Source organism: Sediminihabitans luteus (genome assembly GCF_002797595.1).
In the GTDB taxonomy this organism is placed as follows: Bacteria; Actinomycetota; Actinomycetes; order Actinomycetales; family Cellulomonadaceae; genus Paraoerskovia; species Paraoerskovia lutea.
The window spans coordinates 165,397-185,852 of sequence record NZ_PGFE01000005.1; the positions used below are offsets into that span (position 1 = coordinate 165,397).

The following is a 20,456-nucleotide window of genomic DNA, read 5'->3' on the forward strand; positions in this document are numbered from 1 at the left end:
GACAGTACCGCGGGTGGTACCTGAGTGGCACTGCATTTGAGGGCGCACGACGACGGCCGGGACCGAGCCCCCGAGGGCGCGGTCCCGGCCGTCGGCGGCTGCGGGTCAGAGCACCCGGCGGCGGGTGCCCATCCACAGGCCGACCGCGCCGAGCGCGGCCAGCAGCACCGCGAGCACGATCGCGGCGACCGAGACGGGGCCGACGGGGTTGTCCTCGACCTGCCCGAGGAGGTCGGCCGCGCCGTCCGCGACCCGGCCCGTGCCGTCGTCGACCTTGACCGCACCCTCGCCGAGGTCGGTCGCCCCGTCGTTGAGCGTGGTCGTGCCGGCCGCGAGCGTCGTCGTGCCCTCGTGCAGCGTCCCGGCCCCGGCCGCGAGCCGTGCCGTGCCGTCCGCGAGGTCGCCCGCACCCGTGTCGAGGTCGGTCAGACCCGTCGCGAGGTCGCCCGAGCCGGTGCGGAGCTTCTCGAGGCCGGTCGCGAGCTCGCCCGACTTGGTGCGCAGCGTCCCGGTGCCGTCCGCGAGGTCCGAGGCGCCCGAGCTGAGCGTCCCCAGACCGGTCGAGAGCTCGCCCGACTTGGTCGCGAGCGTCGCGTTGCCGCCCGCGACGAGCAGCACGCCGTCCGCGAGCTCGCCCGACTTCGTGAACAGGGTCGCGTTGCCGTCCGCGACGGTCTCCGCACCGACGGCCACCTGGCCCGCGCCGTCGGCGAGGTCGCCCGTGCCCTCGGCGAGCGTGGCCGCGCCGACCTCGATCTGCGACAGGGCGTCGAGCAGGCTGCCCGCGCCCGTGTCGAGGTTCGTCGCGCCCGCCGCCACGAGGGCGGTGCCGTCCGCGAGGTCGCTCGCCCCCGTGTCGAGGTTCGTCGCGCCCGTCGAGAGGGCGTCCAGACCCTCGCGCAGGCTGGTCGCGCCGGCCGCGAGCTGCGTCGCCCCCGGGGCGAGCTGCGTCGTGACGCCCGTGCTCAGCGTCTGGGCGCCGGTCGCGAGCGTGCGCGCCTTGGGCGCCGCACCCTGCAGCTGGCCGCTCAGCAGCGCGAGACCCCCGGGGGCCGTGCCCTCGCCCGCCGCGAGGGCGTGCGCGGCGTCGGCGACGCCGCCGAGCTGGGCGGTGAGCTGAGCCTTGAGGGTCGGGTCGATGTCCGCCGCGGCGTACGAGGCGGCGAGCTGGCGCAGCGTCGCCTCGAGCTGTGCGCTGCCGGTGGCGGCACGCTGGGCGCCCGCCGCGGCCGCCTCGATCCCGGTCGCGAGCTGGTCGGCGCCCGCGGCCAGCGCGGGTGCGCCCGTGGTCGGGTCGGTCGCGGCCGTGATCCCGGCCGCCAGGCTCTTCGCGCCCTTCTCGAGGTCGAGCGCGCCGTCGCGGGCTCCGGCGGCACCCGTCGAGAGCGTGCCGGCGCCCGTCGCGAGCCTGTCCGCCCCGGCGGCGACGGTCTCGGCGCCGGTCTTCAGGGAGTCGGTGCCGTCGGCGAGGTCGCCCGCACCGTCGGCGGCGAGCGCGTTCGCGGCGGCGACCTGGACGGCACCGTCGTCGATGTCGGACGCCCCGTCCGCGAGGGCGTCCACGCCCTCGCTCAGCGTCGCGGCGCCGTCGGCCAGCTGGCCCGCGCCCGTGTGCAGGGCCCCGGCCCCCGAGGCCGCGGTCACCGCGCCGTCCGCGAGGTCCTGCGCGCCGTCGGCGAGGAGCGTCGCGCCGGACGACGCGCGCTCGGCACCCGCGTCGAGGTCGCCCGCGCCAGCGTCGAGGCGGTCGACGCCCGCGACCAGCAGCGTGCCGCCGTCCGCGGCCTCGCCGGCCCCGGCGGACAGGAGCGTCGCGCCGTCGAGCGCGGTCGTGGCGCCGTCGGAGAGCCGGGCGGAGCCGTCGGCGGCCTCGCTCGCGCCGTCCGCGAGGTCGGACGCCCCGGCGTCCAGGTCGCCCGCGCCCTCGTCGAGCGAGGTCACGCCCGCGCCGGCCTGCGCGGCGCCGTCGGCGAGCTGACCTGCGCCGGTGTGGACCTGGGCGGCCCCGGCCGAGAGCCGGGTCGCGCCGTCCGACACCTTGTGGTCGATGACCAGGAGGTAGGCGACGAGGCCGAGCACGGCGAGGAACAGCGCGGCGAGCGCGACCGCGGGGAGCGCGATCGCACCGCGGGGGGTGCGGAACAGGTGCGTCGACATCGACGAGCCCCTCTCGTACCGCGCGACCCTGCGCGGTGTCGGACGACGGCCCGCGCCCTGGGTGGGTCGGCGGGTCCTGGTCGTCGGTGACGCTATGCGACGGCCCGCGCGTCGCGGAACACCAGTACTAGGTACTTGTTCACAACGATTCGGTCACGAGGGTTGCGTGCAGGGGGCGATCCGTGGCCTCGTGACAGCCCGCTCAGGGGAGCGCGGGCTCCCACGCGACGTCGACCACGAGCGCGCGGTGGTCCGAGATCCCGGTATCGGTCGAGCGCGCCGCGAGCACGCGCAGCGGGCGGTCGGCCAGGACGTGGTCGATCTGCACGCGCGGCGCGTCGGCCGGGTACGTCGGGACGTCCGCGAGGGCGTGCCATTCCGCGAGCGCGTCGCCCGCACGACGGTTCAGGTCGCCGAGCAGCACGCGCGGTCCGGGCAGCGCGGCCGCGACCCGTGCGAGCGCCCGCGCCTGACGCTCGTTGCGGCCGCGCACCACGCTCAGGTGCGTCGCGACCACGCCGACCGGCCCGCCCGGTGCGTCGAGGACGGCGGTCAGCGCGGTCCGCGGCTCGTCGAACCGCCACCGGCCGGCCCGGCGCACCGGGGCGCGTCCCGGCAGCCGGACCTCACCCCATGCGAGCACCGGCAGCCGGCTCACGAGCGCGATCCCGTACGCGGGGCCCTGGCGCGTCGGGTGCCGCGTCCACGCGCCGGCCGTGCCGTGCCGGGACGCCGCGAACCGGTGCTCGCGCGCGCCGAGGGCCTGCGCCGCGAGCGCCGCGAGGTCGCCACCGTGCGAGCGGGGCTGGCCGCGGTCGACTTCCTGGAGCGCGAGCACGTCGGCGTCGAGGCTCGCGACGGCCTCCTGGTAGCGGTCGAGGTCGACCACGCCGTCGTGCGCGCGGGCGCCGTGCAGCACGTTGAACGTGGCGAGGCGTGTCACTCGGGGCTCTGCGGCTGGGGCGTGTGCGTCGGGGCGTCCGCGGGGTCCGGCACGTCCGGTGCGTCCGGTGCGGGGGCGTCGGCGAGGAGCGTCCACGCGGTCAGCTCGGCGTCGTCGTGGAGCGCGGCGCCGTCGTCCGACGCCACGACCCAGGACTGCTCGGTGCCCGGCGGACCGACCCGCATGGCCCGCACCCGGCGGCCCCGCACGGTCGCGTCGCCGACCGCGCCGAGCCGTGCGGGCAGGTCGGGCACGGGGCGCACGGCCGAGACGAACCGGGCGCTGGGGGCGGGGGTCGCGGCACCGAACCGCAGGGCGTGCGGGCCGACGCTGAGCACGTCGCCCTCGACGCGCGCGGTGCCCGTGAAGCGCTCGCCGCGGTACTCGCCCGTGACGACGTCGCCGGGGCGCACGGCGGCGAGCGTGGGCACGGGGTGCTCGTTCGCGGCGGTCTGGGCTGCGACGGCCTGGGCTGCGACGTTCTGGCTCTCGGTGTCGTCGCTCACGGGACTCCTCGGGGTCGGGGCTCGGTTGCCGTCAGCGTGCGCGGTGACGCTCGACGAGCGCCTCGACGCCGTCGAGGACGAGACGGATCCCGAAGACCGTCTCGTCGTCGCGCCCGTCGGTGGCAGTCTCGTCCCCGGGGTGCCCGGCGGCGTCCGGGGCAGCGGCCTCGGCACCGATCTCGGTCGCGGTGCGGTGCAGCGCCGGGTAGGTCGCGGGGTCGGCGACGCGCACGACGAGCTGGTCGAACGACGCGAACGGGTCGCGGTCGTCGACGCCCGCCGGGCCCGGTGTCGCGTCAGCGACTCCGGTCCCGGTGCTCGTGCCCCCGGAGCCTGCTGACCCGGCACCCGTGCTCCCGGCACCCGTGCTCCCGGCACCCGTGCCCCCGAGGCGCTGCTCGACGCCGGCCATGCGGGCGAGGTCGGCGCGCATGCGGGCCTCGCCGAGCACGTGCTGCGACAGCAGGCCCACGACCGTGAGCTGGACGCCGGCGGGCAGCCCGGTCCCGGCGAGCACGGCGAGCGCGCGGTCGAGCCAGGCGAGGCGGTGGGGCCCGACGGGCAGGGTGAACAGGGCGAGCTCGGCGAGCCAGGGGCGGGCGAGCATGAGGTCGAGCTGCGCGATCGTCCAGCGCTCGAGGCCGGTGCGCCAGTGGTCGCCGGGCTCGAGGAAGCTCGCGGGCGGCGGGGTCGCTCCGGCGTCCGACATCAGCGTGAGCAGCTCGTCCTTGTTCGCCACGTACCGGTACAGGGCCATGGTCGTGACGCCGAGCGACTCGGCGACCCGGGCCATCGAGACCGCGGCGAGGCCGTCGGCGTCGGCGAGGGCGATCGCGGCGTCGGTGATCTGCTCGGTGCTCAGCGCGGGCCGGGGCCCGCGTCGGGGGGCGCGGGGCGCGCCCCAGAGGATCTCGACGCTGCGCGGCAGGGGTGCGGGGGTCGACGACGACGCCGCCGTGCCTGCTGCGCGTTCGCTCACCGTGCCTCCCTTGACGCCCCATCCTAGAACTGTTTACTCTCTACACAGTAGGTGTATGGCATACACAGTTTTCGATCCGGAGGTTCTCGTGAACGACTCACCCGCTGTCGAGGCCGAGGGCCTCACGCATCGCTACGGCTCCGTCGGCGTGCTCGACGGCGTCGACCTGACGCTCCACCGCGGCGAGGTCCTCGCCCTGCTCGGCCCCAACGGGGCGGGCAAGACGACGACCGTCCGCATCCTGTCCACGCTCCTCGAGCCGACGGGCGGCCGGGCGCGGGTCGCCGGCTTCGACGTCGTCCGCGAGGCCCGGCGGGTGCGCGAGGTCATCAGCGTCACCGGACAGTCGGCGGCCGTCGACGACAAGCTCACCGGGCGCGAGAACCTCGTGACCATGGCGCGCCTCGCGCACCTCCCGCGCGCCGAGGTCCGGGCCCGCGTCGACGAGCTGCTCGACGCGTTCGACCTCGCGAGCGCCGCCGGACGCCGCGTGGGCACCTACTCGGGCGGCATGCGCCGTCGCCTCGACCTCGCGGCCGGGCTCGTCGCGCGCCCCCGGGTGCTGTTCCTCGACGAGCCCAGCACCGGGCTCGACCCGCGCGCGCGGCAGGACCTGTGGGACGTCGTCCGCGACGTCGTCGCTCAGGGCACGAGCCTGCTGCTCACGACCCAGTACCTCGAGGAGGCCGACCAGCTCGCCGACCGCGTCGCGGTGCTCGACGGCGGTCGCGTCGTCGCGGACGGCACCCCGGCCGCGCTCAAGGCCCGGGTCGGGGAGGCGGCCGTCGAGCTCGACCTCGCGACCGCGGACGACGCCGCCCGGGTCGGGTCGGCGCTCGGGCTCGTTCCAGGGCCGGGGGTCGGGGAACCGGGGGCCACGACGGCGCTGCGCGTCCCCACCGACGGCACCCTCGCGCACGTGCGCGACGTCCTCGACCGCGTCGACGCGACCGGCGTCGTCCCGCGCGGCTGGTCCGTCGTGAGCCCGACCCTCGACGACGTCTACCTCGCCCTGACCGGGCACCCCACCGAGCACCCCACCGAGCAGGAGGACGCAGCATGACCACCCTCGCCACGGCACCCCGCGCGCGGACGGCGGCTGCGTCGTCCGCCCGCCCGGGTGCCCACCTCGCCGCGGACGTCTGGACCATGGTCCGGCGCTGCGTGCTGCTCGTGAGCCGCGACGTCGACTCGCTCGTCATGGGCGTCGCGCTGCCCGTGATGCTCATGGTCGTGTTCGTCTACGTGTTCGGCGGCGCGATCCAGGCCGGGCTCGACGGCACGACGTACCTCAACTACGTGACCCCGGGGATCGTGCTCCTGTGCGCCGGGTTCGGTGCCGCGAACACGGCGCTCGCGGTCCAGCAGGACGTCGCGGGCGGGATCGTCGACAGGTTCCGGTCGATGCCCGTGACGGCCTGGACGCTGCTCGTGGGGCACGTCGTCGCGAGCGTCGTCAAGAACCTCGTCACCACCGGGGTGGTCGTCGGCGTCGCGTACCTCATGGGGTTCCGGCCCGACGCGACCCTCGCCGAGTGGCTCGGCGCGGTCGGGATCATCGTGCTGTGGGTCGTCGCGATCACGTGGGCCGCGACGTTCGTCGGCGTGGTCGTGCGCTCGGTCGACGCCGCGAGCGCCGCCACGTTCGTGATGCTGTTCGTGCCGTACGTGTCGAGCGCGTTCGTGCCGCCGCAGACCATGCCGGCGCTGCTGCGCGGGTTCGCGGAGCACCAGCCGGTCACGCCCGTGATCGAGACGATCCGGGGTCTGCTGACGGGGACCGAGCTCGGCACGTCGCCCGTGCTCGCCGTCGTGTGGTGCGTCGGCATCGCGACGGTGTTCGCCGTGCTCGCGGGCGTCGTGTTCGGGCGGCGGCGGCACCGGGCCGGGTGACGACCCGGTGCCGGCCGGTCAGCCCGCGCTGCGCTCGAGCCGTGCGACGAGCTCGCGCTTGAGGATCTTGCCCGACGGTCCGAGGGGCAGCTCGTCGAGCACCCGGATCACGCGCGGGTACTTGTACGCCGCGACGTCCTGCTTGACCCACGCGACGAGCTCGTCGCCCGTGACGGGCTCGGCACCGTCCTTGAGCACGACGGCCGCGTGGATCTCCTGGCCGTGGGTGTCGTCGGGCACGCCGAAGACCGCGGCCATGTGGATCGCGGGGTGCCGCACGAGCACCTCCTCGACCTCGCGCGGGTACACGTTGTAGCCGTTGCGGATGATCATGTCCTTGGTGCGGTCGAGGATCGTGACGTACCCGTCGTCGTCCTTGGTGCCGAGGTCGCCCGAGCGGAACCAGCCGTCGACGACGGCCTCGGCCGTGGCCTCGGGCCGGTTGAGGTAGCCCTGGAAGAGGTTGTGCCCGCGGATCACGATCTCGCCGAGCTCGCCGTGGGGGAGCAGCTCGGTGCGGTCGCGCACCAGGGGGTCGGCGATCTCGACGTCGACGCCCCAGATGGGCTGCCCGACGGTTCCCGGCCGGATCGGCACGCCGATGTGGTTGAACGACGCGACGGGGCTGGTCTCGGTGAGCCCGTAGCCCTCGTGGATCGGCACGCCGAACGCCTCGGAGAACGCCTCGAGCGCGGCGAGCGGCAGCGCGGCCCCGCCCGAGACGCCGTACCGCAGCGGCGGACGCTCGGGGTTCTTCGCGGCGGCCTGCACGAGCCCGAGGTGCATGGTCGGCACGCCCATCATGATGGTCACGCCGTGCGCGTTCATGAGCTGCAGCGCGGCGTCGCCGTCGAACCGGGGGAGCAGCACGACGGTCGCGCCGACCCGGAAGCTCGCGTTGAGCGCGCACGTCTGGCCGAAGGTGTGGAAGAACGGCAGGCACCCGAGGATCACGTCGGCGCTCGACATGGGCAGCGTGTCGAGGCACATGACGTTGACCTGCTCGACGAGCGCGAGGTGCGAGCCCATCGCGCCCTTGGGCTCGCCCGTGGTGCCGCTCGTGTACAGGACGGTCGCGGTCGCCCCGGGCGCGACCGGCACGTACGTGTCGATCGGGGGTGCGGCGGCGGCCTCGTCCTCGAGCCGGGGGAACGGGACGGCGTCCGCCTGCTCGTCAGGGACCAGGAGGGTGAGGGCGTCGACGCCCGCGGCGGCGGCGGCCTTGCCGCCCTCGGCGAGCATCGGTGCGCCCACGAGGATCGCCCGGGCCCCGGAGTCGCGCAGCACGTACTCGATCTCGCGGGCCTTGAGCAGCGCGTGGACGGGGACGACGGTCGCGCCCAGGGCCAGGACCCCGTAGTAGGCGCGGGCGAAGTCGGGCACGTTGGGGAGCAGGACGGCAACCGTGTCGCCCGGTCCGATCCCGCGGGCGCGCAACGCACCCGCGTAGGCACGGGTCTGGTCCCACAGCTCGCGGTACGTGGTGCGCTGCTCGCCGAGCACGAGCGCGACCTTGTCGGGGTGCCGCGTCGCGGACTCGGCGAGGATCGCCGCGACCGAGAGGGTCGAGTGGCTGGACGGGGCCTGCGTGGGGTTCGACATCGTCGTCCTTCCCTGGGCCGCGGGCGCCGGTGCCCTGCGGGGGTACGCCCACGGTGCGGTGCGACCCGGCCCGCTGTCAATTCGCGATGACAGTTCGCGCTGACGAGGTCGTCGTCGCGCCGACCTCCGGCCGCGACGCAGCCGGTGCCGGTCACCCAGCCGACGACCACGCACCACCTCAGCGACGCCCAGCGTTCTCCCAGCCGTCATCCGCGACGGCAAGGGTCGGGGGGCCACCCCACCTGAGGAGACCACATGCACCCCCGCACCGGATCCCGGCGCGCCCGCGTCTCGGCCGCGTTCGTCGCCGCCGGGCTCACCCTCGTCCCCACCGCGGCGATCGCGACGACGCACGCCGCGCCGTCCGACGTCGCGGCGAGCACCGCGTTCGGGAAGGGCCAGCGCACCGACGCCTGGACCACGCCCAAGGCCAGCGAGACGTTCCACCGCCTCGCGACGTACCCCGTGTTCCAGAACCGGCCCGACGGCGAGCCCGCGACCGCCGAGTCCGTCGCCGAGATCTCGTCGGTGAGCAAGGACGGCAAGACGCTCGTGTACACCGACGCGCTCGGCAAGCGCATCGGGTTCCTCGACATCAGCGACCCCGACGCGCCGCGCGGCCTGGGCACGCTCAGCCTCGCCGAGCTCGGAGACAGCGACGACCAGCCGACGTCGGTCGCGGTCGTGGGCGACCACGTGCTCGTCGTCGTCGACACCTCGACGAGCTTCACCGAGCCCACGGGCCGCGTCGACGTCGTCTCGCTCGCCACGCGCGAGCGCGTGCGCTCGATCGACCTGGGCGGGCAGCCCGACTCGATCGCCGTGACCGCGGACGGTACGCGCGCCGCCATCGCGATCGAGAACGAGCGCGACGAGGAGGCCACGCCCGCCGGCGGCGACGAGGGCGACCTGCCCCAGCTGCCCGCCGGGTTCGTCCAGCTGCTCGACCTCACGGGCGACGTCGCCGCCTGGACCGCGACCCCGGTCGCCCTCACCGCGGACGACGGCACCGCCCTCCCGGCGCTCGCCGGACTGGACACGCCGATCGACCCCGAGCCCGAGTACGTCGCGATCAACCCGGCCGGCACGCGGGTCGCGGTCACGCTCCAGGAGAACAACGGCGTCGTCGTGCTCGACGTGCGCACGGGCGAGATCGTGACCGCGTTCTCGGCCGGCACGGCGAGCGTCACCGGCATCGACACCGCCAAGGACGGCGCGATCGACCAGACCGGGTCGATCACCGACGTCCCGCGCGAGCCCGACGCGATCGCCTGGGTCGACGACCAGCACGTCGCGACCGCGAACGAGGGCGACTGGAAGGGCGGCACGCGCGGCTGGACGATCTTCGACGCCGCGACGGGCGAGGTCACGTGGGACGCGGGCGCCGAGATGGAGCGCCTCGCGGTGCGCGTCGGCCTGCACACCGAGGACCGTGCCGCCAAGAAGGGCGTCGAGATCGAGGGCATCGCGGTCGCGCGGTTCGGGCGCACGCCGTACGCGTTCGTCGGGTCGGAACGCTCCAACTTCGTCGCCGTGTACGACGTCTCGAAGCCCGCGGCGCCCCGGTTCGTGCAGGTGATCGCCACGACCAACGGCCCCGAGGGCCTGCTGCCCGTGCCGTCGCGCAACCTGCTGATCACGTCGAGCGAGACCGACGAGGCCGACGCGGGCGTGCGCGCCGCGGTCGGCGTGTTCGGGCTGGGCCAGAAGTTCGCCAAGGACGCGGGCACCCCGCAGTTCCCGTCGGTCGTCTCGGCGGACTCCGCCGCGGGCGCACCGATCGGGTGGACGGCGCTCGGCGCGCTCTCGGCCGACCCGACCGACGCGCACCGCCTGTGGACGGCCTCGGACGCCGCGCTCGTGCCGACCACGCTGTTCTCGGTCGACCTGTCGACCCGTACGGGCTCGGCGCCCGCGACGATCGACCGCTCGGTCGTCGTGACCGACGCCGGGACGCCCGCCGCGCTCGACGTCGAGGGCCTGTGGGCCCGCCCCGAGGGCGGGTTCTGGCTCGGCGTCGAGGGCGCCAAGGGCAAGGACAACGCGCTCGTGCGTACCGACGCCGCGGGCGCCGTGCAGCAGCGCGTCGCCCTCCCCGCGGACGTCGCGGCCGGCCTCGGCAAGTGGGGCGTCGAGGGCGTCACCGGCGTCACCGACGAGTCCGGCGACCACCTGTTCGTCGCGCTCCAGCGCGGCCTGACGTCGGACGACGGGGTGGCCGGGTACGCCCGGATCGGCCGGTACGACGTCACCGCCGAGACGTGGACGTGGTTCGGTTACCCGCTCGAGCAGACGATGACCGACGGCGACTGGATCGGGCTGTCCGAGGTCACGGCCGTCGACGCCGACACGCTCGCCGTGGTCGAGCGCGACAAGCTCAACGGCCCCGCCGCCGCGATCAAGCGCGTCTACACGGTCGACCTCCCGGCCGAGCCGTCCGCAGGCGTCACGATGCTCGACAAGTCGCTCGCGATCGACGCGCTGCCCGCGCTGCAGGCCACCGAGGGCTGGACGCAGGAGAAGCTCGAGGGCCTGACGATCGCTGGCGACGGCCGCGTGTACGCCGTGACCGACAACGACGGCCTCAAGGACGCGACCGGCGAGACCGTGCTGCTCGAGCTCGGCTCCGCGAAGAAGCTCCTCGGCGGCGACGGGTCGGTGGCCCGGGAGGTCCAGGAGGACGCCGACGGCGGCTCGGGCCACGGCCACGGGTCTGGCAACGGCTCCGGTCACGGCAACGGCAACGGCAACGGCTCCGGTCACGGCAACGGCAACGGCAACGGTGGCGGCCACGACTGGACCCCGGTCGTGACCGCATGGGTCGAGCAGGTGTCGACCCTGCTGAAGACCCTGCTCGCCTGGCTGGCACGCTGACCCTTCGGGCCACGCCGGCCACCCGCCGTCCGACCCTGACGCTGGCGAACCCTGACGCCGAGGGGCCACGCCGGCCACCCGGCGTCCGACCCTGACGCCGGCCGACCCTGACGCCGAGATAGAACTGAGCGCGCGAGATAGAACGTCCGACGTTCTATCTCGCGCGCTCGGTTCTATCTCGCGGTGCCGACCCGCGGTGCCGGACCCGCGGAGCCGCCGGACCCGCGGACCTGCCGCCCCGCCCGCCCCGCCCTCCCCGCGGACGCCGCCGGTCTCGTGGCGGCAGGACCCCTCCGGCGGGGCCGGGCAGGCACCCAACGACGCGAGGCCGCCCGGTGAACGCCGTCTCAACATCTGGCACACTCTCACCTCCTGACATGTGTCACATTCCGCAAGATTCTGCGGCTCCGAGAGTGTCGCCCGAGCGAACATCCGCGAAATCCCTTATTACGCAGTAGCCCTTACATGCCCGCTTCGCTACGGTTGGTCCTGCCCCACCCAGGGACGGGACTGGTCGCGTCGAGCACCTCGACGACCGGGACGATCCGTCCCCGCCAGGGCGGCACGGCACCTCGCCGTGCGCCCGTCGCGTCCGGTCCGGTCCGCCTCCGCGAACCGTCTGGAGCCGCCATGAGCACCCCCACGATCAGCGTCGTGATCCCCACCTACAACCGTGCCGAGCTGCTGCGCCACACCCTCGAGGCCCTGCGCCGTCAGACCCTGCCCCGCGACCGGTTCGAGGTCGTCGTGGTCGACGACGGCGGCAGCGACGACGCCGAGGCGGTCGTCCGCTCGTTCTCGCAGGACCTCGACGTCAAGTACTTCTGGCAGGAGGACCTCGGGTTCCGGGCCGGCAAGGCGCGCAACATCGGCACCGCGATCGCGAGCGGCACGTACGTCGTCTACATCGACACGGGCGTCCTGCTCGCGACCGACACCCTCGCGACGCACCTCGCCACGCACGAGGCGTCCGAGTACCCGACCGTGATGATCGGCTACGTGTACGGCTTCGAGATCGACGACGCGACCGTCGCGACCCTCATGTCCACGATCGAGCACGACGACACCGACGCGTCGATCGAGTTCCTGCACGCCCAGGGCGCGCTCGACATCCGCGAGCAGCAGTACGCGGAGCTCGGCGAGAACATCACGAGCTGGCCCGCGCCGTTCGACATCTTCTGGACGTGCCACGTCTCGGCCGAGCGCGAGGAGCTGCTCAAGGCCGGCCTGTTCGACGAGTCGTTCACGAGCTGGGGCGGCGAGGACGTCGACCTCGGCGTCCGCCTGTTCCAGCGCAACAACCTGTTCCTCATGGACCGGGCGGCGCGCTCGCTGCACTGGCCGCACGCCAAGGAGGTCTCAGACCTCAAGGAGTCGTCGGCGAGCGCCGCCGAGCGCATCCACAGCAAGTACAACCTGTGGACGACGAGCTTCTACGGCAAGGACCTGCAGAACGAGAAGTACTCGCTCAACAAGGTCATCAAGATCTCGCGCGAGCGCGAGTCGCTGCGCCTGCTGTCCGGGCAGGCGCGCTGATGCCGGTCCTGTTCGACAACCTGTACCCGACCCGGGGCGACCGTCGCCTGCAGCTGGGCTCGGTGCTCGTGGAGCAGCCGACCTCGGACGAGATCGCCCGGGTCCTCACGGAGCACGGCGTCGAGGTGGGGGCGGGCACCGTGTTCGTCGACCAGCCGCGCGTCGCGTTCACGCAGGCGACCGATGCCGAGCTCGGCCACCGCGCGGTCGACCCTGAGGCGTTCCGCGGCGCGATCCGGGTGGGCGAGGCCTGCTACGTCGAGTCGGGCCTCAACCCCGCGTTCCCGAGCGGCCCCGTGCGCCTGACGTCGGTGCGGGTCAACGACCGCGCGCCGGGCCGCATCACGATCGGCGACCGCGTGTGCCTGCAGGGCGTCGCGGTCGTCGCGTACGAGAGCGTCGAGATCGGCGACGACGTCATGTTCGGTCCGCTCGTGACCGTCATGGACAGCTCGGGCCACCCCCTGCGGGGCCGCGGGCAGCCGGGCGAGGCCGAGCGGACGACGTCCGCGGCCGTGACGATCGGGGCGCGGGCCTGGGTCGGGGCCGGGGCGACGATCCTCAAGGGCGTGCAGGTCGGTGAGGACGCCGTGATCGGCGCCCAGGCCGTGGTGTACGACGACGTCCCGCCGGGCGCCGTCGTGATCGGGAACCCGGCGCGCGTCGTCAAGCAGCTGTGAGCGGGCTGACGGCGTTCGCGCCGCCCGCTGTCCGCGGGGACTTCGCGCGGCGGCTGCTGCTGATCGCGCTGCCGATCACGCTCCAGACGATCGTGTTCTCGTCCAAGGGGATCGTCGACGCCGTCATGCTCGGCTCGCAGGACGGCGCGGACGTCGCCGCGATCGGCATCGCGAGCCGCGCGACGTTCGTCGTGACGATCTTCCTCATCGGGCTGTCCACAGGCGCCGCGCAGATCGGCGCGCAGGTGTGGGGCAGCGGGGCCGCCGGCCGCGAGACGCGACTGCGCCAGACCGTGTGGCTCGGCTGGGCGGCGTCCGCGGTCTTCGGGCTCGTCGCGTTCGTCGCGTTCTTCGCGTTCGGCGAGCAGGTGATCGGCACGAGCACGAGCTCGCCCGTCGTGATCGAGCGCGGCGCCGAGTTCCTGAAGATCGTGAGCTTCACGTTCCTGCTGTTCCCGTACACGTCGAGTCTCGCCGCCGGGCTGCGCGTGATGCACCAGCCCACGATCAGCATGATCTACGCGCTCGTGGGCGTCGGCCTCAACGTGGCGCTGAACGCCGTGCTGATCTTCGGCCTGCTGGGCGCCCCCGCGATGGGCATCACGGGCGCCGCGATCGGCACCCTCGTGAGCGCGGTCGTCGAGACCGGGCTGCTGTGGCTGCACCTGCGCGTGCGACGGCACGTCCTCGCCGCGTTCCCTCGGGCCGAGCTCCGCGCGGTCCGCCGCCCCGAGGTCGGGCTGCTGCTGCGCCTGTCGGTGCCCGCCGCGCTCAACAGCACCCTGTGGGCGCTCGGGGTCTTCGTCTTCTACGCGATCGTGGGCGGCGCGAGCGTCGAGTCCGTCACGGCGCTCGCGGTGCTCTCGCCCGTCGAGTCGCTGTCGCTCGCGTTCACGCTCGGGCTCGCCAACGCCGCCGCGGTGCTCGTGGGCGGCACGCTCGGGGCGAGGCGTCCCGACGACGCGTACGCGCAGGCGCTCGGGCTGATCCGGGTCGGGGTGCTCGTCGGGGCGGTCACGGCGCTCGTCGTGTGGGCGCTCAAGGTGCCCGTGCTCGCGCTGTTCCCGGGGCTGTCGCCCGCCTCGCTCGACCTGACCGGCACGCTCTACACCCTCATGGCGGTGTCGTTCGTGCTCAAGAGCGTCTCGATGGTCATGGTGCTCGGCGTGCTGCGCGCCGGCGGCGAGGCCCGGTTCTGCCTGCTGCTCGACGTGTTCGCGCAGTGGGTCGTGCTGCTGCCGCTCGCGGCCGTGCTGCGGTTCGTGGTGGGCGTCGACCCGGTGTGGCTGTACTGCCTGCTGCTCGTCGAGGAGGCGGTGCGCATCGCGATCGCCGGGAGGCGGATTCGTTCGCGGAAGTGGCTGCGGAGCCTGGTCGACTGACGCGAGAGTCGCGTGCAACGTGCAGATCTCCCCCCGACCCATGGAGGCGAGCGGGTCTCGTGGGAGCTACTGCGGGCGCTGTAATGTTCCCGCGAGACGAAGGCAGGGGGTGCATGGTGAAGACACGAGTCATCACTCAGGTAGTCGCAGTGGCACTGGCGGTGGGATCGGTGAGCGTGGCGTGCGGTCCGTCCGACGGAGCTGCAGAGCGTGTTGTTCCGGGTGGTTCCGGGATCGAGATGAGTGCTGAGCTGGATCCCGTCACAGGATCCGTGGTGCTCCCGTTTGACCGGTTCACGGGTGGGTACGAAGAGATGGACCTCTTGTCGACCGCTGATACCGCCATGAACACCGTGTGCGCGCGTGAACAGGGCGTCGAGGCGATCGCTCTGAAGCCCACCTACGACCCTGTCTACGACTCGGAGTCGTTCTTCGGCCCGTGGACCGTCGATCAGGCCGAGCGGTTCGGGTTCGTCACGCCGATGACGGACGCGGACCTGAGGGCCAACGGCTACGTGCCGCAGGACTACGGCGAACCGCCTTCGGAGGACAGGGCGCGCGCCCTGGAGATCATGGCGCGGGCCACCGACGACGACTTCGCAGTCTTTGCGACGTGCCGGGAAAGGCCGGAGAGCAAGCAGTTCGATCTCTATCTTCCCGCTCAGGGTCCCTGGAATGCGCGCCTCGATGCGGTAAGCGGCGGGATCGACGATGATCCGGCCGTCAGGGCGGTCTTCGACGAGCTGGGCCAGTGCCTCCAGGACAACGGTCTGGAACCGGACCCGGAACTTCCGTGGCAGCCGGTGGGTGCCGATCAGAGGGTCATCAACGAGGAGCAGGTCGCGATGGCGCTGACCGTCGTGGAGTGCAAGACCTCGATCGATGCCACGCGGCGGATCGCCGACAGGTGGGCCGCGTTGCAGGCGCCGATCCTCGACGAGTACGCCAGCGAGCTGCTGGACGAGCAGGCCGTGATCGATGAGGCGCTGGCGACCGCGCGCGAGTACATCGGGGCGCACCCTGAGGCGTTCGAGCCTCAGCGATGACAGACGAGATGGATTCAGGCGGTCGACCGGGCCCACGGCGAGGTCGTCGCACCCGGTGGATCTGGGTAACAGTCATCGGTGCCACTGCGGCTGATCGACGATCAACCAGGTCCCGGTTGCCGTGGCGAACGAGTCGGAGTCGACGACAGACACGATGCAGCTCCCTGCCGATGCCGTAGAGCGAGCGCACTCGCTCGGACTCGTCGAGTCCGCGGGCCTCCGGCTCAGCGCCTCTGAAGCCACAGGCCTCAACGACGGCGTGACGCCCTACTCGGCGAGCCCGAGCCTGCGCAGCACCCCGTGCGCCGCGACGACGCCCGTGCTGAACGACGCCTGCAGCAGGTAGCCGCCCGTCGGCGCGTCCCAGTCGAGCATCTCGCCCGCGACGAACGTGCCCGGCATCCGGCGCAGCATGAGCTCGTCGTCGACCTCCGACCACGCGATGCCGCCCGCGCTCGAGATCGCCTGCTCGAGCGGCATGGTCCCGGTGACCTCGACGGGCACGGCCCGGATGAGCGCGGCGACCTGTGCGGGGTCGGTCGGCAGGGGGCCGGCCTCGCGCAGCAGCGCGATCGCGGCCGGGTCGAGCCCGACCGTGCGGCGCAGCCAGGTGGTGGCCGAGTCCTTCGGACGGCGTCGCCGCAGCCGCTCGGCGAGCTGGTCGACGTCGACGTCGGGGCGCAGGTCGACCTCGAGCACGCACCGCCCGCGCGCGAGCGCCGCGTGGACGGCAGACCCGATCGCGTAGACCGGCCCGCCCTCGATCCCGGTGCGCGTGAGCATCGCGTCGCCGCGCGCGACGACGTCGCCGCCCTGGACCCCCACCGCGACGTTCTTCAGGGGTGTGCCCGCGAACCGCTCGACGAGCACGTCGCTCCACCCGACGCGCAGCCCCACGTTCGCGGGACGGAAGCCCGTGACCTCGACACCGCGCTCGACGAACGGGGCGACCCACCCGCCGTCCGACCCGAGCTGGGGCCACGAGGCCCCGCCGAGCGCGAAGATCACGGCGTCGGCGACGACCGTGGTCGCCGCACCGGTCGTGTCGGTCAGGACGAGCGCGCCGTCGTCGTCCCAGCCGGTCCACCGGTGCCGGCGCTCGACGCGCACACCGAGGTCGGCGAGCCGGCCCAGCCACGCGCGCACGAGGGGGTTCGCGCGGAACGACCGCGGGAACACGCGCCCACTGCTGCCCACGAACGTCGGCTCCCCGAGCCCGTCGCACCACGCCCGCAGGTCGTCGGGACCGAACACGTCGAGCATCGGCGCGAGCACGTCGGCCGAGGCGCCGTAGCGGCGCAGGAACGGCTCGCGGGCCTCGCTGTGCGTGATGTTGAGCCCGCCGTGGCCCGCGGTGAGGAACTTGCGCGGCACCGACGGCATGCGGTCGTGGACGGTGACGGCGACGCCAGCGCGCGCGAGCGTCTCGGCCGCGATCAGCCCCGCGGGGCCGCCGCCGACGACGGTCACGGTGTTCACCGGCGGGAATCCGCACGCGGGTGAGGCCGAGTCAGCATCGGGCGAACATAGCAGGAGCGTGCGCCGGGACGGTGGTGCGGGCATCGCCACACGCGCCTGCCTCGTCGAGGCGGCCGGGGTGAACCGGCACATGACGCAGCGCTGTGCCACTCCCACAGGCTCGACCCTCCGTCGCCATGCCTCGACGAGGCAGACTGAAGCCCGCGCTCGAGTGCACCAATATAGGGACATCCCGGGATTCAACGGTTACCTACCGCTATCAACCGCTCGAGCAGTTTGGATGATGCGAGGGATCCATCCGACACGCTTACCCGTCGGAGATTCCGGTGGGCGGACGCCGATCGTCAACAACCACGTTCCCCTGGACTTCGGGCGGTGATGGACATGACTCGTCGAGATGCGCGCTTCGTCGCCGGCCCATACGAAGGGCTCTACTTGGTCGCGGAAGCGGATGAGAGTGGATCGATCATCGCTCTGATCTGCGGTGGGAAACCTGGGGCGCTGACGACCGTCGCCGACATCTGGTTCGCAAATGAGCGCGAGCTTGAACTCGGCGTGACCGACGATGGCTGGGACGTTGAGTGGCTACCCAACGGGAGCTTGGGGCAGCCCTCATGACGGTGCACGCGCGGACGGCCAGGCCGCGCTGGGTCCTGGCCGTCTTGACGGCGCTGGCGGTGGTCTGGGCTCTTGTCCGGCTCATCCGATCTGAGGGTGTAGCCGCCTACTCGTATGGCCCTTCGACGGCGAGGGGGAATCCGGGCTGGAGCGCCGCCACCAGGCATGAGTGGTGCGCCCCGATCGCCTGGCTGGCCCCACTGTGGAGCCACGACAGGTCAAGGTGGATGTACCGAGGGTCGTCGTCTGTCGGCTTGCTACAGAAGGCGCAGATGTACTGGTCATTGCTCACGGGACAATCATCCCGTCCGGCGAGTGCTTCGACGAGCTTGCTCGCGGGTGACTGCGTCGAGGTAGAGGTCGAGGTCTCCTGATGATGGGGGTTCCTATGCCACCCATCCAGAACCCTCGACGTGCCTGACGCTACCTTCGCTGCCCCTGACCTGACGACGCGACGGCGGTGATGACCCGTTCCACGTCGTGCGCCTCGCCGGCGACGCCCTGGACCGCTGCTGCCGCCGGGTCCAGCTCGTTCTGCACGGACACCGCGGACGAGCCAAGGACCCCCCAACTGACCGGGCGGTGCATCCGCTTGTGTAAGGTGCGCTCGATGGTGTCCCAATCAGGCAGCGTGCGCCGTGGCACGGCGGGTGTGCCGAACTGGGGTGCTTGACGCAGGCGTTCGACTCGGGTGTCAACCCCGCTGGCGGGTCGATCCGTGCCGTGGCGATGGGAACGTCGAGGCCCGGCGACGGCCTCCCGAACGGGATCTGCACTTTCTGCAGTTCAGTTCTCGACGCGTTCGGGGTGAATCATTGAGCAGCGTCGAGGAACTTCTGACGAGGGCTAGATCGTTTGCCGCTGAGTTGCGGACATCGGAGTGGCAAGGGCTGATGCTCGCTCTGCTTGACGAACTCTCCCACGTGGAGGAGGCGCTGCGGGAAGTCGCACGCGGCGCGTTCAACGACGCGCGGCTCTACTGGTCCGCCAGTGATGGTGACGCTGAGATCCTCGCCTCAGCGAAGGAACGATGCTGGGCGGATTTGGAGTCTGCGAGTGAAGACAGTGCGCACGCTCACCTGACCCGGGCCGTGCTGTGCGTGTTGGAGCCAGCGGGCGACGACGAGGACGCCGGCGAAACAACAGAATGGTTTTCCGCCATGCTGGGAGGTGCATGACGATCCCCCGACGGCTCTTAGGGGCTCAACGCAGACGGGGGTGTGGCCCGGTGTGTTCGGCTCGGTGGCGGTGAAGTCCCGCTCGAGCAGGTCGGGCACGAGCTGGGCGTGCGGGTCGGGCACGGTAGTGCGCACCCGACGCCGCAACCGGAGCCCGACGATCGCCCGTTCGCGCATCACACGGGCCACGCGCTTGTGGTTCACCCGCTCGCCCTCGCTTGCCCCGTAGTTCAGGTCGGCGGTGATCCGCGGCGCCCCGCACGCCCGATTGGCGTCGTGGACCGCGCGGATCCGCGCCGCCAGCGCCTCGTCGTCGGCCAACCGCGCGGCCCGGGCGGGCGCCGCGGCGAGCCACTTGTAGAACGAGGACCGGGCGATCTCCAGAACCTGGCACAACCGCTTCACCGAGTAGGTGGACTGGTGGTCGGCGACGAACTGGAAGCGGCTCACCAGTTCGTCTCCCCGGCGAAATACTTCGCCGCCGCCCGCAGAGTCTCCCGCTCCGTGGCCAGCTTGCGGGTCTCGCCCTCCAGCTCGGCCACCCGGGCGCGTAACCGGGCCAGCTCCTGGGCCGAGGTCTCGTCACCGGGCACCACCGCCGCGGGCGGGCGGGACTGGCCGCGGATCGGCACACCGGCCGCCTTGATCCACCCCGACAACGTGGAGTCCATGACGCCCAGATCCGCGGCGATCCCCGCGACCGTCGCGCTCGGCGTGCAGCGGTACAACTCGACAGCATCACGGGGGAACTCCGCCGAGTACGTCTTCCTGGCCATGACCAGATCTTCTCGCTTCCTCCGAGACAACCTCGGAATCAGCGTGTCCACCTCACGGGGTCAAGCCCCAACAACCCCACCACCTACTCCGACCCCACCGGCCTCATCCCCCACGGACCCATGATCGACGGCCAATGCGGATCCACTAGGGCCTTCAGTGCCGCGAAGAAGGCTCGCAAGAATACGAGTTCAACGACTAAGTCAGAGCCGTCCGTTGCGCCTCCAGTGCGCACCAAGATCTACAACGTAGCCCCACCCTGCGATGCCTCGGACGGCGTATATGCCTGGCCAAAGAATAGTGCGGACCCGTTCACGGTAGGAAAGCAGTGGCTGACTGGCACTGGCCCTGCGCACCAGGATTTTCACGCTGGGGATCCATTCACGGTCACTTATGGAAGCAGTGCGATAACTCGCGAGTTCGAGAACTATCTTGAGGAGTTGACCAAGTCCGGAAAAGCGGGACTTGGTCGTGAAGAAATGAACGACTATCGCCTGGGCGGGGCAGATGGCCCGTTGGAGTTCGTGCGTGACTACTCGACTCTTTTGACTGCCGGGAAGACCGGCAATCTTGCATACACCTACCTGGGTTCCCACACCGTTCGCGCAAAGGTGGTTGACGTAAATAGCGACGGTGGAGCGGTTTGGCAAATAACGGTCGAGAACGAGTCGGACATTGAATCAGCTGCGCACCCCCCCAGTCGTTGGGTATACTGAATTTTGGTCAAAGTATGTGGGCGGGCCTATGCAGCGGGCGGTCGGGACGTCGGCCCGATGGCCCCAACGACGCAGACAATCACCTGGAAGGAC

Annotated in this window: 17 protein-coding genes and 1 pseudogene; 10 read left to right on the plus strand and 8 right to left on the minus strand. The window is 72.4% G+C overall.

Annotated features, from left to right (window positions below):
- Nucleotides 1–105: 105 nt before the first annotated feature.
- From CLV28_RS13580 to CLV28_RS13595, 4 genes are all read right to left on the minus strand, one after another.
- Nucleotides 106–2,157, minus strand: a complete 2,052-nt coding sequence (locus tag CLV28_RS13580; protein ID WP_100423869.1) for a YhgE/Pip domain-containing protein — start codon at nt 2,155–2,157, stop codon at nt 106–108.
- A 202-nt stretch (nt 2,158–2,359) separates the two neighbouring features.
- Entirely contained in the window at nt 2,360–3,100 is a 741-nt protein-coding gene (locus CLV28_RS13585) for an endonuclease/exonuclease/phosphatase family protein (RefSeq protein ID WP_100423870.1), read from the minus strand.
- The gene (locus CLV28_RS13590) at nt 3,097–3,606 is read right to left on the minus strand and encodes a hypothetical protein (protein ID WP_100423871.1); all 510 of its coding nucleotides are present in this window, start codon (nt 3,604–3,606) and stop codon (nt 3,097–3,099) included. The genes CLV28_RS13585 and CLV28_RS13590 overlap by 4 nt, the downstream gene beginning before the upstream one ends.
- 31 nt (nt 3,607–3,637) lie before the next feature.
- Entirely contained in the window at nt 3,638–4,585 is a 948-nt protein-coding gene (locus CLV28_RS13595; RefSeq protein ID WP_100423872.1) for a TetR/AcrR family transcriptional regulator, read from the minus strand.
- A gap of 88 nt (nt 4,586–4,673) precedes the next feature.
- Here CLV28_RS13595 and CLV28_RS13600 point away from each other — a divergent pair, with 88 nt between their 5' ends.
- Together CLV28_RS13600 and CLV28_RS13605 are read left to right on the plus strand one after the other, a co-directional pair.
- Entirely contained in the window at nt 4,674–5,648 is a 975-nt protein-coding gene (locus CLV28_RS13600) for an ATP-binding cassette domain-containing protein (protein WP_239073174.1), read from the plus strand.
- Entirely contained in the window at nt 5,645–6,478 is an 834-nt protein-coding gene (locus CLV28_RS13605; RefSeq protein ID WP_100423874.1) for an ABC transporter permease, read from the plus strand. The genes CLV28_RS13600 and CLV28_RS13605 overlap by 4 nt, the downstream gene beginning before the upstream one ends.
- Before the next feature lie 18 nt (nt 6,479–6,496).
- Here CLV28_RS13605 and CLV28_RS13610 read toward each other — a convergent pair whose 3' ends face one another.
- Complete coding sequence (locus CLV28_RS13610; protein ID WP_100423875.1) at nt 6,497–8,080, minus strand: long-chain-fatty-acid--CoA ligase; 1,584 nt, start codon at nt 8,078–8,080, stop codon at nt 6,497–6,499.
- Between the two features lie 255 nt (nt 8,081–8,335).
- Here CLV28_RS13610 and CLV28_RS13615 point away from each other — a divergent pair, with 255 nt between their 5' ends.
- From CLV28_RS13615 to CLV28_RS13635, 5 genes are all read left to right on the plus strand, one after another.
- Complete coding sequence (locus tag CLV28_RS13615) at nt 8,336–10,954, plus strand: esterase-like activity of phytase family protein (RefSeq protein WP_203968140.1); 2,619 nt, start codon at nt 8,336–8,338, stop codon at nt 10,952–10,954.
- A gap of 630 nt (nt 10,955–11,584) precedes the next feature.
- Complete coding sequence (locus CLV28_RS13620; RefSeq protein WP_100423876.1) at nt 11,585–12,490, plus strand: glycosyltransferase; 906 nt, start codon at nt 11,585–11,587, stop codon at nt 12,488–12,490.
- Nucleotides 12,490–13,170 (plus strand): acyltransferase, encoded by a 681-nt coding sequence (locus CLV28_RS16235; protein WP_100423877.1) that lies wholly within the window; start codon nt 12,490–12,492, stop codon nt 13,168–13,170. Before CLV28_RS13620 ends, CLV28_RS16235 begins: the two co-directional genes overlap by 1 nt.
- A complete protein-coding gene (locus CLV28_RS13630) occupies nt 13,167–14,552 on the plus strand; it encodes an MATE family efflux transporter (protein WP_100423878.1) in 1,386 nt (461 codons plus the stop codon). The genes CLV28_RS16235 and CLV28_RS13630 overlap by 4 nt, the downstream gene beginning before the upstream one ends.
- Nucleotides 14,553–14,665: 113 nt before the next feature.
- Nucleotides 14,666–15,598 carry a hypothetical protein gene (locus tag CLV28_RS13635; protein ID WP_157802652.1) on the plus strand — a complete coding sequence of 311 codons (933 nt, stop codon included), beginning with the start codon at nt 14,666–14,668 and terminating at the stop codon, nt 15,596–15,598.
- A 267-nt stretch (nt 15,599–15,865) separates the two neighbouring features.
- Here CLV28_RS13635 and CLV28_RS13640 read toward each other — a convergent pair whose 3' ends face one another.
- Complete coding sequence (locus CLV28_RS13640) at nt 15,866–17,077, minus strand: BaiN/RdsA family NAD(P)/FAD-dependent oxidoreductase (RefSeq protein WP_239073175.1); 1,212 nt, start codon at nt 17,075–17,077, stop codon at nt 15,866–15,868.
- A gap of 375 nt (nt 17,078–17,452) precedes the next feature.
- Here CLV28_RS13640 and CLV28_RS13645 point away from each other — a divergent pair, with 375 nt between their 5' ends.
- Both CLV28_RS13645 and CLV28_RS15610 read left to right on the plus strand, forming a co-directional pair.
- Nucleotides 17,453–17,695, plus strand: coding sequence for a hypothetical protein (locus CLV28_RS13645; RefSeq protein ID WP_100423880.1), 243 nt, complete (start codon nt 17,453–17,455; stop codon nt 17,693–17,695).
- 465 nt (nt 17,696–18,160) lie between these two features.
- Nucleotides 18,161–18,262: pseudogene (locus CLV28_RS15610) on the plus strand (transposase); the annotation flags it as partial.
- Nucleotides 18,263–18,711: 449 nt separating this feature from the next.
- Here the strand turns inward: CLV28_RS15610 and CLV28_RS13655 are convergent.
- On the minus strand, nt 18,712–19,323 hold the full coding sequence (locus CLV28_RS13655) for an IS3 family transposase (RefSeq protein ID WP_157802653.1): 612 nt from the start codon (nt 19,321–19,323) through the stop codon (nt 18,712–18,714).
- Nucleotides 19,320–19,649: a transposase gene (locus tag CLV28_RS13660; protein WP_157802654.1), complete on the minus strand. Its 330-nt coding sequence runs from the start codon at nt 19,647–19,649 to the stop codon at nt 19,320–19,322. Before CLV28_RS13660 ends, CLV28_RS13655 begins: the two co-directional genes overlap by 4 nt.
- A gap of 225 nt (nt 19,650–19,874) precedes the next feature.
- Between CLV28_RS13660 and CLV28_RS15615 the strand changes: the two genes are divergently transcribed.
- The gene (locus CLV28_RS15615) at nt 19,875–20,363 is read left to right on the plus strand and encodes a hypothetical protein (RefSeq protein ID WP_157802655.1); all 489 of its coding nucleotides are present in this window, start codon (nt 19,875–19,877) and stop codon (nt 20,361–20,363) included.
- Nucleotides 20,364–20,456: the final 93 nt, after the last annotated feature.